Below are 13,869 nucleotides of genomic sequence, written 5' to 3' on the forward strand. Positions count from 1 at the left end.
TCGCCTAAATGCCTTGCGTGCTCTTTGAATCTGGAAGAACTCAGCGCTTCTTGTGCGCGTCCTTCCAGATGAAATATCCGAAGCCTCCGAGGAAGGCGACCATCAGGCCGACCGTGACCACCCCTGCGAGCACCACATTATCGACAAACATGAGACCTACCTCCGAAACCTGATTCGCTGTTCGATGGGTTCAAGGTAAACCCGGGCGACCGGGAAAAAATTGACCCGCGTCAATGGCCGCAAGATGCCGATCCCAGTCGCGCGCAACGACTGATCCAGGTCAAGAAAACGGGGGTATCAGGAAGGAAACGGGGGCGATTCCGCCGCCGAGCGCATGAAGCGCGAATAGCGGCATTGGGTACTCATAACGAAACGGTATGAAACGGAGATAGGCGGGAGTGGGTGCCGTTCAGCGTTTCTTCGAGGGCTTCTTGCCCTTCTTCTTCGGCTTGCCAAGCGGCAGGACCTGCTCGAAGGTCTTGCGCATCTCCTCGAGTCGCTTGTCGTTCAGGTCGTGAATGCGGCGGGCACGTTCGGCGCTGAAATCGATCAGGTTCTCGTCACTGCTCATGTGGTTGGTCTCGGTGGATCAGGCGAAAGGTCAGGTTGAGACGCGGCTGCGATACCTTGCTGGTCCGCGCGATCTGATGTTGCCAATGATGCTGCGTGGCGCCACTCATGACCAGCAACGAACCATGTCCCAGAAGCAGCGAATGCTGAATCCGTCCACTGCCCTTGCGCCGCAGGTCGAAGCGCCGCTCGGCTCCCAGGCTCAACGATGCCACGACCGGATTGCGGCCCAGCTCGACTTCGTCGTCACTGTGCCAGCCCATGGCATCGCCGCCGTCGCGATACAGGTTGAGCAACACGCCATTGAAGCGGTGCCCCGTTTCGCGCTCCAGACGCTGACGGACCCCCTGCAACAGCGGCGTCCAGGCCAGCGGCTCATGCTGCAGGCCGGAATAGCGATACGCTGCCTGCGAATCACCGTACCAGGCCACCAGGCGCGGTACCGCGACCTGGCGGCCGTAGAGGCGTATCTCCGGCTGCGTCCAGGGCGTGGCGAGGATCAGCTCCTGCAGCCAGGCATCGGCGGTATCGCTGTCGAGCCAGTCCGCCGAGTAGTCCAGCGCTGCATCGGGCAGCTCGATCGATGGAACATGGCGCGGGCCGCTCGCAGGCACATCAGACCTCGACATTGACCCAGAGCCCTTGGCGCGGCAGTTCTTCGAGCGCGGCCTGATCCTGCTCGTCGGTCTCGCCCTTGGCCAGCTCCTCCGGGGTATAGCCACGACGCTGCCGCCGCCGTTGCTCGTCGCGCAGCATTTCCGCGCTCTCCTGCGGATGCCGGCGGTCGAGCGTGACGGCGCTTTCGTCGGAGCTCGCCTGTACGGGTGTCACCGGCGCCACCTCGGGGCGTGGCTTGACCACGTCCTGCTGAGCGGCAACCGGAATCACGCCGGTTGGAATGGGTGGCAGCATGCTGATGGCCCTCCTTACCTGTGAGTCGGCGCGGCACCGGTCAACTTTAACAGGACCGCTACACTTCATGCGTCGAGCAGTCGCCATCGGCGTCGCTCTCCCGGCGACGTTCCGTTACCATAGCCGGCTTTTTCACAGCGGGAGGCAGCATGGCGCAGCAGTATCTACCGGGGCAACGCTGGATCAGCGACAGCGAGGCGGAACTCGGCCTCGGAACCATCCTCACTCAGGATGGACGGATGCTCACCGTGCTTTACCCAGCGACCGGCGAAACCCGCCAGTATGCGACGCGCAGTGCGCCACTGACCCGCGTACGCTTCGTCCCGGGAGACGAGATCACCCACTTCGAAGGTTGGAAGATGACCGTGCGCGAGGTCGATGACGTCGAAGGCCTGCTGGTCTATCACGGCCTGACCGCGCAGAACGAAGCCCGCACCCTGCCGGAAACCCAGCTGTCGAACTTCATCCAGTTCCGCCTGGCCAGCGACCGCCTCTTCGCCGGCCAGATCGACCCGCTGGCCTGGTTCAGCCTGCGCTATCACACCCTGCAGCACCAGAGTGCCCAGCTGCAGTCCTCGCTGTGGGGCCTGGGTGGCGTGCGTGCACAGCCCATCGCGCACCAGCTGCACATTGCCAAGGAGGTCGCCGACCGCATCGCCCCGCGCGTGCTGCTGGCAGACGAGGTGGGCCTGGGCAAGACCATCGAAGCCGGCCTGATCATCCATCGCCAGCTGCTCTCCGGCCGCGCCAGCCGGGTGCTGATCCTGGTTCCGGAAAACCTCCAGCACCAATGGCTGGTGGAAATGCGTCGCCGCTTCAATCTGGAAGTTGCGCTGTTCGATGCCGAGCGCTTCATCGAGAGCGATGCCAGCAACCCGTTCGAAGACACCCAACTGGCGCTGGTGTCGCTGGAGTGGCTGAAGGAAGACGAGCGCGCCCAGGATGCCGCCTTCGCCGCCGGCTGGGACCTGCTGGTGGTGGACGAGGCGCACCATCTGGTCTGGCACCCGGAAAGTGCCAGCGCCGAATACCGGCTGGTCGAACAGCTGGCGGAAGTGATCCCCGGCGTGCTGCTGCTGACCGCGACCCCGGAACAGCTGGGCCTGGACAGCCACTTCGCCCGTCTGCGCCTGCTCGACCCGAATCGCTTTCACGACCTCGACGCCTTCCGCGCCGAGAGCTCCAGCTACCAGCCAGTGGCCGAAGCCGTGCAGGAACTGCTCGACGAGGGTCGTCTCTCGCAGCAGGCTCATCAGACCATCCATGATTTCCTCGGCGCCGAAGGCGAAGCCCTGCTCGCCGCCGCCACTGATGGCGATATCGAGGCCAGCAGTCGGCTGATCCGCGAGCTGCTCGACCGTCACGGCACCGGCCGCCTGCTGTTCCGCAATACGCGCGCCGCCGTGCAGGGCTTTCCCGAGCGCCAGCTGCACCCCTACCCGCTGCCCTGCCCCGCCGAATACATGGAGCTGCCGCTGGGCGAGCACGCCGAGCTGTATCCGGAAGTCGCCTTCCAGAGTCAGCAGGAACCGGCCGACGAGCAGAATCGCTGGTGGCAGTTCGACCCGCGTGTCGAGTGGCTGATCGACACCCTGAAGATGCTGAAGAAGTACAAGGTGCTGGTCATCTGCGCCCATGCCGAGACTGCGCTGGATCTGGAGGACGCGCTGCGCGTGCGCTCCGGCATCCCGGCCACGGTATTCCACGAAGGCATGAGCATCCTCGAACGCGACCGCGCCGCGGCCTACTTCGCCGACGAGGAGTTCGGCGCGCAGGTGCTGATCTGCTCGGAAATCGGCAGCGAAGGCCGCAACTTCCAGTTCAGCCACCATTTGGTGCTGTTCGATCTGCCGGCTCATCCTGACCTGCTCGAGCAGCGCATCGGCCGCCTCGACCGTATCGGCCAGCAGCACACTATCCAGCTGCACGTGCCCTATCTGGAAACCAGCCCGCAGGAGCGCCTGTTCAAGTGGTACCACGAAGCGCTGAACGCCTTCCTGGCCACCTGCCCGACCGGCAATGCCCTGCAACATCAGTTCGGCCCGCGCCTGCTGCCGCTGCTGGAAGATGGCGATGACGACACCTTCCAGGGCCTGATCGACGAAGCCCGCGCCGAGCGTGAGCGCCTGGAAGCCGAGCTGCATGCCGGCCGTGACCGTTTGCTGGAACTCAACTCCGGCGGTGGCGAGCAGGGCACGGCGCTGGTGGACGCCATCGAGGAGCAGGACGACCAGTTCGCGCTGCCGATCTACATGGAGCAGCTGTTCGATGCGTTCGGCATCGACAGTGAAGACCACTCGGAAAATGCCCTGGTGCTGCGCCCCAGCGAAAAGATGCTGGACGCCAGCTTCCCGCTGGGCGACGACGAGGCCGTGACCATCACCTACGACCGCGAGCAGGCGCTGGCCCGCGAAGACATGCAATTCCTCACCTGGGAACATCCCATGGTGCAGGGCGGCATGGACCTGGTGCTGTCCGGATCCATGGGCAACACCGCGGTGGCGCTGATCAAGAACAAGGCGCTCAAGCCGGGTACCGTGCTGCTCGAACTGTTGTTCGTCAGCGAGGTGGTGGCGCCGCGCGCCCTGCAGCTGAGCCGCTTCCTGCCGCCGCTGGCGCTGCGCTGCCTGCTCGACGGCAACGGCAACGACCTGGCGGCCAAGGTGGCCTTCGACACGCTCAACGATCAGCTGGAAAGCGTGCCACGCGCCAGCGCCAACAAGTTCGTCCAGGCCCAGCGCGACGTGCTGGCCACGCAGATCGCCGCCGCCGAGGCCAAGATCAAGCCGCGCCATGTCGAACGCGTCGCCGAAGCCCAGCGCAAGCTCAAGGCCGGGCTGGACGAAGAGCTTGCCCGACTGGTGGCCCTGCAGGCCGTCAATCCGAGCGTGCGTGACAGCGAAATCGAAGCGCTGCGCCAGCAACGCGAGGACGGTCTGGCGGCACTGGAAAAGGCCGCCCTGCGCCTGGAAGCGATACGCGTACTGGTTGCCGGATAAGCTGGCGCGTTCCGGCCCTGACCGGCGGGCTGAGGCCCGCCCCCAGGGCCACGTGCGAAGCTAACCGCGCTCCGCCCGGGCGATGCACCAGTAGGCCGCCATTCGGGTGACCAGCGCCTTCGGCCCCTCGGCGTAGAGCCGCCGGCCAAGGCGCAGCGCTCGTTGCTGCAGCTGCTCGCGGCGCTGCTGGATACAACGCTGCAACTGTTCTCGAGTCTCCGGCGCGCCGAACAGATCGGGCTCGCGCTCCATCAGCTGGGCCATCATCGCCAGGTCATGGTCATCGCCCAGGGCATCGGCGACCTGCTTGAGCTGATCGGCGCGGCTTTCCAGCGCGTCCGGCCAGCACGGCGAAAGCAGCTGGCAGTGATACCAATGATCCTTCACCCGCTTGCGCCACTCGTGCAGCAGCTCGTCCGAAGCATCCCGTTCCGCCCGCGCCAGATCCCGCACGCCGTCGCTGTAGGTGCGGCGCAACCCGTTGGCGAGCAGCCCGAAGCCCTTGCCGGACAGCTTCCAGTGCTGCATTTCCTGGGTCAGCGCACGCAACTCACCCAGCACTTCGGCCAGCTCCGCGTCGAAATCCGCGTGCACCTCGCCATCCGGCGCGGCGCGCTGCTGCAGTTGCAGGCGAATCTGGCGGAACGCGTCGCTGACGAACAGTGGCTGGTTGGCCCGTGCCAGGGCGTCCCAGCTTTCCAGCATCGCCGCGGCATCGCGGGACTCGGCCAGGCGCCGCCCCACGTCGCGCAGCCGCCGGTTGTCGAGCTTGAAACGTGCACCGAGCGGCTCGCGTACCAGCCGCAACAGGGCTCGCAGTTCCTTGAAGCGCTTGCGCGCCTGATGCACCCCTTCCGCGCGCTCATCCGCCTCGACCGTAAGCGCCTGGATCGCCTTGTCGATGCGCTGCAGGGCGGCCTTGCGCACTTCCTTGGCGGCGTTGCGAGTAGGTCGGATGCGATAGGCCATCGAATTGCTCTCCATGAAGACGCTCCGCTTGAGCACCGTTAATGGGACCCGCAGCCTGCACCCGACGTTGACCCGTCAGTGTGAAGTTTTTGTGTCAGCGAATGACGTTGCGGCCCGGCTCAACCGTAGCGCTTGCGCGCCTCGATGGCCAACCCGCTGCCGATGCTGCCGAAGCGGTTGCCCTCGACATGGCGCGCCCGCGGCAGCAACCCGGCGACGCTGTCGCGCAACGCGGGAATGGCGCTGGAACCGCCGGTGAAAAACACCGTGTCGACCTCCTCGGCACGCACCCCGGCATCGGCCAGCAGCTGCTTGATGCTGGCACCGATGCGTTCGAGCAGCGCGGCGATGGCGCTCTCGAAGCCCTGCCGGCTCAGCTCGACCCGCAGATCCGGCTCGATGCGCTGAAAATCGATGGCGAAGCGCTGCTGCTCGGTGAGCTCGATCTTGCCCTGCTCCACCTGCATCGCCAGCCAGTGGCCGGCGCGCTGCTCGATCAGGCGGAACAGCCGATCGATGCCGGTGGGATCGACGATGTCGTAGCGCATGCTCTGCAGCGCGCGCTGCGACGCCGGGGCGTAGACCGCGTTGATGGTGTGCCAGGTGGCGAGGTTGAGGTGGGTGCTGGTAGGCATCGGTGCATCGCTTTTCATCCGGCTGCCATAGCCGAACAGCGGCATCACCCCGTGCAGGCTGAGCTGCTTGTCGAAGTCGGTGCCGCCGATATGCACGCCGCCTGTCGCGAGGATGTCCGCCTGCCGGTCGTCCACCGCACGGCGCTCGGGCGACAGGCGCACCAGCGAGAAGTCGGAGGTACCGCCGCCGATATCCACGATCAGCACGCGCTCCTCGCGCTCGATACGCGACTCGTAGTCGAAGGCCGCGGCGATCGGCTCGTACTGGAAGGACACCTCGCCGAAGCCGATCTTGCGCGCAGCCCCCGCCAGGGTCTCGGACGCCTCGCGGTCGGCCTGCGGATCATCGTCGACGAAGAACACCGGCCGGCCCAGCACGACCTCCTCGAAAGGTCGGCCCGCCGCGGCTTCTGCCCGCTGTTTGAGGGTGCCGAGAAACAGCCCGAGGATATCCTTGAACGGCATGGCGCTGCCCAGCACGGTGGTTTCGCTCTTCAGCAGCTTGGAGCCAAGCAGGCTCTTGAGCGAGCGCATCAGTCGGCCCTCGTAGCCTTCGAGGTACTCGTCCAGCGCCTGGCGACCGTAGACCGGGCGGCGCTCTTCCAGATTGAGGAACACCACCGAGGGCAGCGTCGGCTGGTCACCTTCCAGTGCGATAAGCGGATCGACATCCGGCCGCCACCAGCCGACCGTGGAATTGGAGGTGCCGAAATCGATGCCGCAAGCGCGGGCAGGTGAAGCGTTGAACATGGTGTGGTCCGCGGGTACAGAAAAAACGGCCGCGCAGTGTAATGGAGGTAGCACCCGCTTGCAGGCCTATCGTCGGCTGCCGCAGCCAGCGTTCTACCCGCAAAAAAAAGGTTCATCGCGCTTTCCCGGGGAAGGCGGCCTTGATTTTCAGGAAGAAGTACTCCGAGTCCCGGAATCCATAGGCCATGCGCTTGATTACCTTGATGCGGTTGTTAACACCCTCAAGGACGCTGGTATGCATGTGGAAGTGAGCACTGGCAAGGATGCCTCGCGCGTATTTGCGCAGGTTGCGAGCGAAGCGTTGCAGCGGCGCGAGGTCGCTCTCGCGAGCATGTCGCAGCCAGGTTCGCCAGCGTCGCCAACCCTCTCGTACGCTGGGGGCGTACCAAACATCCTTCAGCGCATCCTTGAGCACATAGACCGTAGCCAACGGCTGGTTGGCAGCAAGCAGCTCCTGTAACTGCACGGCCTGTCCGTCCTTCAGGTTGTCGCGGTTGCGCAGCAGCAGCCAACGACTCTGCTTGACCGCCTTTCGTGCCGGCTTGTCTTCGCGCAGAAGGTTGGCCTGGTCGACCCGGATTCGGTCGATCACATCCCGACCGTAGCGCGCGACGACGTGAAACAGGTCGTACACCACTTCGGCCTGCGGGCAATGCTTCTTCACCTCCAGGTCGAAAGCCGTGTTCATGTCCATGGCCACCGCCTCAATCTGCTGGCAGTGCTCGCCGAGCAATTCAAAGAACGGGCGGATCGCCTCACGGCTGTTGCCGTGGCCGACCCACAGCACCCGTGTTCGCTCGGCGTCCATGATGACCGTGGCATAGCGATGCCCCTTGTGCAGGGCGAACTCGTCCATCACCAGGCGGCGGACACCGCTTGAATAGAAGGTGCCTACCTCGGCTTGCAGGCGGCGCTTGTCGAGCGTCTTGAGGGTGTGCCAGTGCAGGCCGGTGAGCTGGCTGACGTGGCTGATCGGCAGCAGCCGCAGCAAGCTTTCGAGCCAGACCTGTAACCGCCGGGTCAGGCGAGATGCAGGCTCCAGCCAGTCGATCCGCTCGGTCACCCGACCACAGTTCAGGCAATCGACTCGGCGCACGGGTAGTTGAAGCAAGACGCGCTGATCGAACAGATCACGATCGCGCACCAGACGAATTCGGCGCTCGTGAATCAACGGACTGAGCTGACCACAACGCCCGCACCTGGGCACTGAACCGGCTTGAGGCTCGAGCTCAATCAGAAGGGAGTTGTTGGCGGATGAACGGCAGGCAACGGCGTCATAGCCTGGCCAGAACGAGGCAAGATCAATAGGATGCACGGCGACAGCAGGGACAGGTGAAGGGTGTGTTTGGCGACTGCCAATTTACCTGCTTCCCTGACTGTCAACTCGCTCTTCCCCCAGAGTCCGCGAAGAACCAAAAAAAATGCCCGGCCATCACTGGTCCGGGCACAAACCCCATGACGCAACGCCCTGTCAGGCAGGCACCGCCTCCGCACCAGGCGCCCCGGCAGTCATTCCGGCCGTCATGCGCTTGGCATCGGCACAGAAGGTCCGTGAGGCCTGGAACAGGAACACCATGGTCAGCAGCAGGGACGCCGGAATCAGGTACATCGCGCCGTGCAGCCCTTCGGCGCGGAACGCCTCGGCCATTTCGCCAGCCCCTGCCGCCAGCATCGCCGCTTCGGCGAAATGGTCCGAGAGCAGCCCCACCACCACCGTGCCCATGCCACCACCGAGCAGGTACAAGCCGGCGAAGAACAGCGCCATGGCCGTGGCCCGCAGGCGCGGCTCGACCACGTCCTGGATCGCGGTGTAGACGCAGGTATAGAAGTTGTAGGAGAACAGCCAGCCGATGCTGAAGACCGCAACGAACAGGCCCACGTCGATCCGCCCGGCGAGCAGCGCGTAACCGGTCGCGAGCGTGGCGATCAGCATGCTCACCGCGGCGAACATCAGCCGGCCGCGGGCGAAGCGCTGATGGATGCGATCGGCGACCCAACCGCCCAGGGTGAGTCCGATCAGGCCGGTCAGGCCGACGATCACACCGGTGGCGACCGAGGCATTGACCAGCGAAACCCCGTGATAGCGCATCAGCAACGGCACCATGAAAGCGTTGCAGGCGTAGGTGGCGAAGTTGAATGCCAGCCCGGCCATTACCAGCCACCAGAAGGTGCGGATCGACAGCACCTTGCGGATCGGCTGCTGCACGGGTTCCTGCGAGACCTTGACGGTCTCGGCCGCGCCGCGCGTGGGCTCGCGGATCAGGAAGATGAACACTGCCAGCACCAGCCCGGGCACCGCGGCGATGAAAAAGGGCGCACGCCAGCTGCCGAAGAACTCGACCATGGAACCGATGGTGAAGAAGGCCAGCAGCAGCCCCAGCGGCAGGCCCAGCATGAAGATGCCCATGGCCCGGGCCCGCTTGTGCGCCGGAAACAGGTCGCCGATCAGCGAGTTGGCCGCCGGCGCGTAGCTGGCCTCGCCGATACCGATGCCCATGCGAATCAACAGGAAGCTCCAGAAGTTCCAGGCCAGCCCGTTGATAGCCGTCAGGCCGCTCCAGGCGGTGAGCCCCCAGCCCATGATCTTGCGCCGCGAGCCGAGGTCGGCCATGCGCCCCAGCGGCAGGCCGGCAATGGCGTAGACGATGGTGAAGGCGGTGCCGATCAGGCCGAGTTGGAAGTCGTTGAGGCTCCACTCCAGCCGGATCGGCTCGGCGATGATGGCCGGGATGGTGCGATCGAAGAAGTTGAACAGATTCGCCAGAAACAGCAGAAACAGCACGCGCCAGGCGTTGGAAGCTTGGGTGGAAGGCTGCATGACGTCAATCTCGATTGTTCTTATATTCCGGCCGCAGACCAGCCGGGACTCGACAATGACTCTAGAGTCTGTGCCTGCTCCTGTCTCCGAACATCAGCCTCGCTTATGCCGCGCGATGGTTCAGCGGGCGCGCCATTCGGCGAGCCAGCCGAGGCTGGCCTCGCGGCCCTGCTCGCCCGGCTTGTATTCGGCGCCCAGCCAGCCCTGGTAGCCGCTGGCCTGCAGCGCCTGCAGCGCCGCCGGGAAGTCCACCTCGCCGGTACCGGGCACGCCGCGCCCGGGGCAATCGGCAAACTGCACATGACCGATGCGCCCGGCCAGCCGGGCGATGCAGTCCGGCAGGTCCAGCCCCTGACGGGCCATATGGTAGAAGTCCAGCTGCGCCATGCAGTTGGGTGCTCGACCCGCTCCAGCAGCGCACGCAGGTCGGCCGCGCTGTTGATCAGAAATCCCGGCATGTCCAGCGGATTGATCGCCTCGCAGAGCACGCGGATGCCGAGCAGATCGAAGGCATCGGCGGTCTTCCACAGGTTGCGCTCCAGGGTCTCCAGCGCCAGTTCGCGTTCGACACCCTCGGCCAGGCGCCCCGGCAGCACGTTGACGCAGGCCGGGCGCACCATGAGCGCGTAGTTCAGCGCCTCCTGCAGGGCGGCATCAAAGGCTTCCTGCCGCTCCGGTACCGCCGCCAGCCCGGGGCCGCCCTGCATCAGGTCGCCGGCCGGCAGGTTGATCAGCACCAGCGGCAGGCCGGCGCGCTCGAGCTGGTCCTTCAGCCGGATGGCCGGGACTTCGTAGGGGAACTGGATCTCCACACCATCGAAGCCGGCGATGCGGGCGGCGAGGATGCGCTCGACCAGCGGCAGCTCGGTGAACAGCAGCGAAAGATTGGCCGCGATCTTCACTGGTCGCCCTCCCGGTACATCTGCACCAGCGTTGCCGGATCGCGTTCCAGGTTGCCCTGGCTGCCGTGCAGGCGCATCAACTGCGCGGCCAGACCGCTCAAGGGCGTCGCCGCCCCCTGCTCACGGGACAGTTTCACTGCGGTGTCGAGATCCTTGAGCAAGGTGCGCACGTGCCATTTCACCGGCTCGAACTCACTCGCTGCCATCTGCGGAGCGAGGATCTGCAGCGGTCTGGAGTCAGCGAAACCGCCCGCCAGTGCCGGCGCCAGCAGGCTGGCATCGACCCCGGCGCGCTCGGCCAGCGCCACCACCTCGGCGATCACCAGGGCGTTGCAGGCGACGATCATCTGGTTGCACACCTTGGTCACTTGCCCGGCGCCGACCTCGCCCATGTGGGTCAGACGCTGGCCGAGGTTCATCAGAATCGGCCGCACCCGCTCGACATCCTCGGCACGGCCGCCGGCCATGATCGCCAGCGTGCCGGCTTCCGCGCCGGCAGTGCCGCCGGAGACCGGTGCATCGACCCAGCGCATGCCACAGCGAAACTCCAGCTCTGCCGCCATATCCCGGGTCGCGGTGGGTTCCAGGCTGGAATGGTCGACCAGCAGCTTGCCCGCCTTGCCGCCCTCGGCGACCCCCCCCTTGCCGAACAGCACCTCGCGCACGGCGGCGGTGTCGGCCAGGCAAAGCAGCACGACATCGGCCTCGGCGCACAGCTCGGCGGGGGTCGCCACGGCCCTGGCGCCCAGATCGACCAGTGGCTGGCATTTCGCCGATGAGCGATTCCACACCACCAGACGATACCCGGCCGCCAGCAGGCGTCGACACATCGGCAGGCCCATCAGGCCGATCCCGGCGAAGGCAATGGTTGGCAGATCGGACATGAGACGGCTCCTTGGTGAACGAATGGCCGATTCTAGCCCCGCCCCGGCGTATCCGGCCATGGCGCGAGGCGCAGCAGCGCTGCCCCATGCGACCGTGCAATGTCACAATGTCATCAAACGCAATCCAGCATTTTGCCCGACCAACCGGAACGATCCGTCTTCAAGCGCCTCTGAAGGAGGCCCCGAGGCATCGCCTCGCGCAGACCATCCGCTCATCGCACGTGCTCGTCGTGCATCAGAAGACATCGCAGGAAACACGCAATGGATTTAATTCAGATCATCGTCCTGGCCATCGTGCAGGGGCTTACCGAGTTCTTGCCGGTATCGAGCTCCGCTCACCTGATCCTCTTCCCGCACCTGGTGGGCTGGGACGACCAGGGGCTGGCATTCGACGTAGCCGTGCACCTGGGCACGCTCGCCGCCGTGGTCTGGTACTTCCGCCAGGAAGTGTTCGGCATGACCCGCGACTGGTTCGCATCCCTTGCCCGCCGCGAGCGTGTCGGTGACAGCCGGCTGGCCTGGGCCGTCATTCTCGGCACGATCCCGGCGGGCATCGCCGGGCTGCTTTTCAAGGGATTCATCGAGGAGCAGATGCGTTCGCCGCTGGTGATCGCCTGGGCAACCATCGGCTTCGGCCTGCTGCTGTGGTGGTCCGACGTGGTCAGCCGGCGTACCCCGCAACCGCGCGATGAGCACAGCCTGAGCTGGAAAGACATTCTGCTGATCGGCTGTGCACAAGCACTGGCACTGATTCCCGGCACCTCGCGCTCAGGCGTCACCATGACGGCCGGCCTGCTGCTGGGACTGTCGCGCTCCGGCGCGGCGCGCTTCTCGTTTTTGCTGTCGATCCCGATCATCGTGCTTGCCAGCGGCTTGAGCACGCTCGATCTGGTGGAAGGCGAGGTAGCCGTGGACTGGACGGCAATGGGGCTGGGGGTGGTGCTGTCGGCGATCAGCGCCTACCTGTGCATCCACTTTTTCCTCAAACTGCTGGAGCGTGTCGGCATGTTGCCGTTCGTGATCTATCGCCTGATTCTCGGCGCCGTGCTGCTGGTACTGTTCAGCGGCGTCTGAGTGATCACGCCGCGGCTCGCGCTGAGCGCTTGCCGCGGCGTTTGGCCGGATCGTCTTGCGACGCCCTAGCCTTGTGGCAGATCGATCAGCAGCGGGCCGAGCACGAACGCCGCCAGACGCGCCTGGGTGAACATCTTTTCGCCAAACGCCATGCCAGGATCGTCCTTGGATTCGACCGGCTGCTCCCGAATTCTGGCCACCTCCCTGAAGGAGTGGCCATCCGCCCAAACCATGGTCGACTGACGCTTCTCATCGCACATCACATTCGTTTCCTTCGCCCTGCGGGGTGGCACATTGCTGATATTCGGCCACTACAGAACCCTTAGGTTTGGCGCCTGAAAAAAGTTCGTCGTGTTGCAGGATATTTCGCCAGCGGTCCAGCCAGGGCGATGGCCGGTTTTGAAGTCGTTCAGCTTTTCGCTTGGCTCCCGGTGGCCGCCAGGCTCTATAATCCGCGCGCTTTTTCCGCTATTGAACCGGAGAACCCTCAATGCTGAAGCGCTCCCTGGCAGCCGTCGCCGGCCTTGCCCTGTCCTTGTCCATTGCCACTACCCATGCCGCCGAAACCCTGCGGGTTTCTGCCATTCCTGACGAAGCCCCGACCGAGCTGATCCGCAAGTTCAAGCCGCTGGGCGAATATCTGGAACAGCAGCTGGGCATGCCGGTGAAATTCACCCCGGTGTCGGATTACGCCGCGGTCGTCGAGTCCCTGGCATCCGACCGCCTCGATCTCGCCTGGCTCGGCGGTTTTACCTTCGTGCAGACGCGCCTGAAGACCGGCGATGCGATCCCGCTGGTGCAGCGCGAGCAGGACGAGCAGTTCACCAGCAAGTTCATCACCGCCGACCCTGAGGTCAAGTCGCTGGCCGACCTGAAAGGCAAGACCTTCGCGTTCGGCTCGGTGTCCTCCACCTCCGGCAGCCTGATGCCGCGCTACTTCATGCTCAAGGACGGCATCGAGCCGGAGCAGTACTTCAAGCGCATCGCCTACTCCGGCGCCCATGACGCCACTGCGGCCTGGGTCGAAGCCGGCAAGGCCGACGCCGGCGTGCTAAACGCCTCGGTCTGGGACAAGCTGGTCGCGGCCGGCAAGGTCGATACCGCCAAGGTGCGAGTGATCTCCACCACCCCGCCCTACTATGACTACAACTGGACGGTGCGTGGCAACCTCGATCCGGCGCTGGTCGAGAAGATCAAGGCAGCGTTCCTCGCCCTCGATCCGGCCAACCCGGAGCACAAGGCGATCCTCGATCTGCAGGCCGCCAGCCGCTTCATCGAGACCAAGCCGGAGAACTATGCCGGCATCGAGGAAGCCGCGCGCGCAGCCGGCCTGCTCAAGTGACGCCATCGCTGCGT

General features: G+C 65.2%; 13 protein-coding genes and 1 pseudogene. 3 read left to right on the forward strand and 11 right to left on the reverse strand.

Going from position 1 to position 13,869, the window contains the following annotated elements; translation table 11 throughout:
- Window positions 1-40: 40 nt before the first annotated feature.
- The 4 genes from ccoM to PSTAB_RS14920 form a co-directional block, all read right to left on the reverse strand.
- Window positions 41-151, reverse strand: coding sequence for a cytochrome c oxidase subunit CcoM (gene ccoM / locus PSTAB_RS22110; RefSeq protein ID WP_011914065.1), 111 nt, complete (start codon window positions 149-151; stop codon window positions 41-43).
- Window positions 152-409: 258 nt separating this feature from the next.
- Window positions 410-571: a hypothetical protein gene (locus PSTAB_RS21810; RefSeq protein ID WP_011914067.1), complete on the reverse strand. Its 162-nt coding sequence runs from the start codon at window positions 569-571 to the stop codon at window positions 410-412.
- Window positions 561-1,184 (reverse strand): alpha-ketoglutarate-dependent dioxygenase AlkB family protein, encoded by a 624-nt coding sequence (locus tag PSTAB_RS14915; protein ID WP_013983584.1) that lies wholly within the window; start codon window positions 1,182-1,184, stop codon window positions 561-563. Before PSTAB_RS14915 ends, PSTAB_RS21810 begins: the two co-directional genes overlap by 11 nt.
- 1 nt (window position 1,185) lies before the next feature.
- Window positions 1,186-1,482, reverse strand: coding sequence for a hypothetical protein (locus PSTAB_RS14920; RefSeq protein WP_013983585.1), 297 nt, complete (start codon window positions 1,480-1,482; stop codon window positions 1,186-1,188).
- Window positions 1,483-1,631: 149 nt separating this feature from the next.
- Between PSTAB_RS14920 and rapA the strand changes: the two genes are divergently transcribed.
- On the forward strand, window positions 1,632-4,481 hold the full coding sequence (rapA, locus tag PSTAB_RS14925; RefSeq protein WP_013983586.1) for an RNA polymerase-associated protein RapA: 2,850 nt from the start codon (window positions 1,632-1,634) through the stop codon (window positions 4,479-4,481).
- Window positions 4,482-4,541: 60 nt separating this feature from the next.
- Here the strand turns inward: rapA and PSTAB_RS14930 are convergent, their stop codons facing one another.
- From PSTAB_RS14930 to PSTAB_RS14955, 6 genes and pseudogenes are all read right to left on the reverse strand, one after another.
- Window positions 4,542-5,465 (reverse strand): CHAD domain-containing protein, encoded by a 924-nt coding sequence (locus tag PSTAB_RS14930; RefSeq protein WP_011914071.1) that lies wholly within the window; start codon window positions 5,463-5,465, stop codon window positions 4,542-4,544.
- 104 nt (window positions 5,466-5,569) lie between these two features.
- The gene (locus PSTAB_RS14935; RefSeq protein ID WP_013983587.1) at window positions 5,570-6,835 is read right to left on the reverse strand and encodes an Hsp70 family protein; all 1,266 of its coding nucleotides are present in this window, start codon (window positions 6,833-6,835) and stop codon (window positions 5,570-5,572) included.
- Window positions 6,836-6,947: 112 nt separating this feature from the next.
- Complete coding sequence (locus PSTAB_RS14940) at window positions 6,948-8,150, reverse strand: ISL3 family transposase (protein WP_013982218.1); 1,203 nt, start codon at window positions 8,148-8,150, stop codon at window positions 6,948-6,950.
- A 156-nt stretch (window positions 8,151-8,306) separates the two neighbouring features.
- A complete protein-coding gene (locus tag PSTAB_RS14945) occupies window positions 8,307-9,653 on the reverse strand; it encodes a spinster family MFS transporter (protein ID WP_013983588.1) in 1,347 nt (448 codons plus the stop codon).
- 120 nt (window positions 9,654-9,773) lie between these two features.
- A pseudogene (locus tag PSTAB_RS14950) lies at window positions 9,774-10,555 on the reverse strand (hydroxypyruvate isomerase family protein).
- On the reverse strand, window positions 10,552-11,439 hold the full coding sequence (locus PSTAB_RS14955) for an NAD(P)-dependent oxidoreductase (RefSeq protein WP_013983590.1): 888 nt from the start codon (window positions 11,437-11,439) through the stop codon (window positions 10,552-10,554). Before PSTAB_RS14955 ends, PSTAB_RS14950 begins: the two are co-directional and overlap by 4 nt.
- A 261-nt stretch (window positions 11,440-11,700) precedes the next feature.
- Here PSTAB_RS14955 and PSTAB_RS14960 point away from each other — a divergent pair, with 261 nt between their 5' ends.
- Window positions 11,701-12,513, forward strand: a complete 813-nt coding sequence (locus PSTAB_RS14960; RefSeq protein WP_011914076.1) for an undecaprenyl-diphosphate phosphatase — start codon at window positions 11,701-11,703, stop codon at window positions 12,511-12,513.
- Window positions 12,514-12,578: 65 nt separating this feature from the next.
- On the opposite strand, the gene PSTAB_RS14965 is transcribed toward PSTAB_RS14960, so the two are convergent.
- Window positions 12,579-12,773, reverse strand: a complete 195-nt coding sequence (locus tag PSTAB_RS14965) for a hypothetical protein (protein WP_013983592.1) — start codon at window positions 12,771-12,773, stop codon at window positions 12,579-12,581.
- A gap of 230 nt (window positions 12,774-13,003) precedes the next feature.
- Between PSTAB_RS14965 and PSTAB_RS14970 the strand changes: the two genes are divergently transcribed.
- Window positions 13,004-13,855 (forward strand): putative selenate ABC transporter substrate-binding protein, encoded by an 852-nt coding sequence (locus PSTAB_RS14970; protein ID WP_013983593.1) that lies wholly within the window; start codon window positions 13,004-13,006, stop codon window positions 13,853-13,855.
- The last annotated feature ends 14 nt before the right edge of the window (window positions 13,856-13,869 follow it).

Source organism: Stutzerimonas stutzeri (assembly GCF_000219605.1).
Classification (GTDB): Bacteria; Pseudomonadota; Gammaproteobacteria; order Pseudomonadales; family Pseudomonadaceae; genus Stutzerimonas; species Stutzerimonas stutzeri.

Coding starts and splice junctions, on each gene's coding strand:
- ccoM (WP_011914065.1), bottom strand. CDS start 151: ATGTTTGTCGATAATGTGGTGCTCGCAGGGGTGGTCACGGTCGGCCTG.
- PSTAB_RS21810 (WP_011914067.1), bottom strand. CDS start 571: ATGAGCAGTGACGAGAACCTGATCGATTTCAGCGCCGAACGTGCCCGC.
- PSTAB_RS14920 (WP_013983585.1), bottom strand. CDS start 1,482: ATGCTGCCACCCATTCCAACCGGCGTGATTCCGGTTGCCGCTCAGCAG.
- rapA (WP_013983586.1), top strand. CDS start 1,632: ATGGCGCAGCAGTATCTACCGGGGCAACGCTGGATCAGCGACAGCGAG.
- PSTAB_RS14930 (WP_011914071.1), bottom strand. CDS start 5,465: ATGGAGAGCAATTCGATGGCCTATCGCATCCGACCTACTCGCAACGCC.
- PSTAB_RS14935 (WP_013983587.1), bottom strand. CDS start 6,835: ATGTTCAACGCTTCACCTGCCCGCGCTTGCGGCATCGATTTCGGCACC.
- PSTAB_RS14945 (WP_013983588.1), bottom strand. CDS start 9,653: ATGCAGCCTTCCACCCAAGCTTCCAACGCCTGGCGCGTGCTGTTTCTG.
- PSTAB_RS14955 (WP_013983590.1), bottom strand. CDS start 11,439: ATGTCCGATCTGCCAACCATTGCCTTCGCCGGGATCGGCCTGATGGGC.
- PSTAB_RS14960 (WP_011914076.1), top strand. CDS start 11,701: ATGGATTTAATTCAGATCATCGTCCTGGCCATCGTGCAGGGGCTTACC.
- PSTAB_RS14965 (WP_013983592.1), bottom strand. CDS start 12,773: ATGTGCGATGAGAAGCGTCAGTCGACCATGGTTTGGGCGGATGGCCAC.
- PSTAB_RS14970 (WP_013983593.1), top strand. CDS start 13,004: ATGCTGAAGCGCTCCCTGGCAGCCGTCGCCGGCCTTGCCCTGTCCTTG.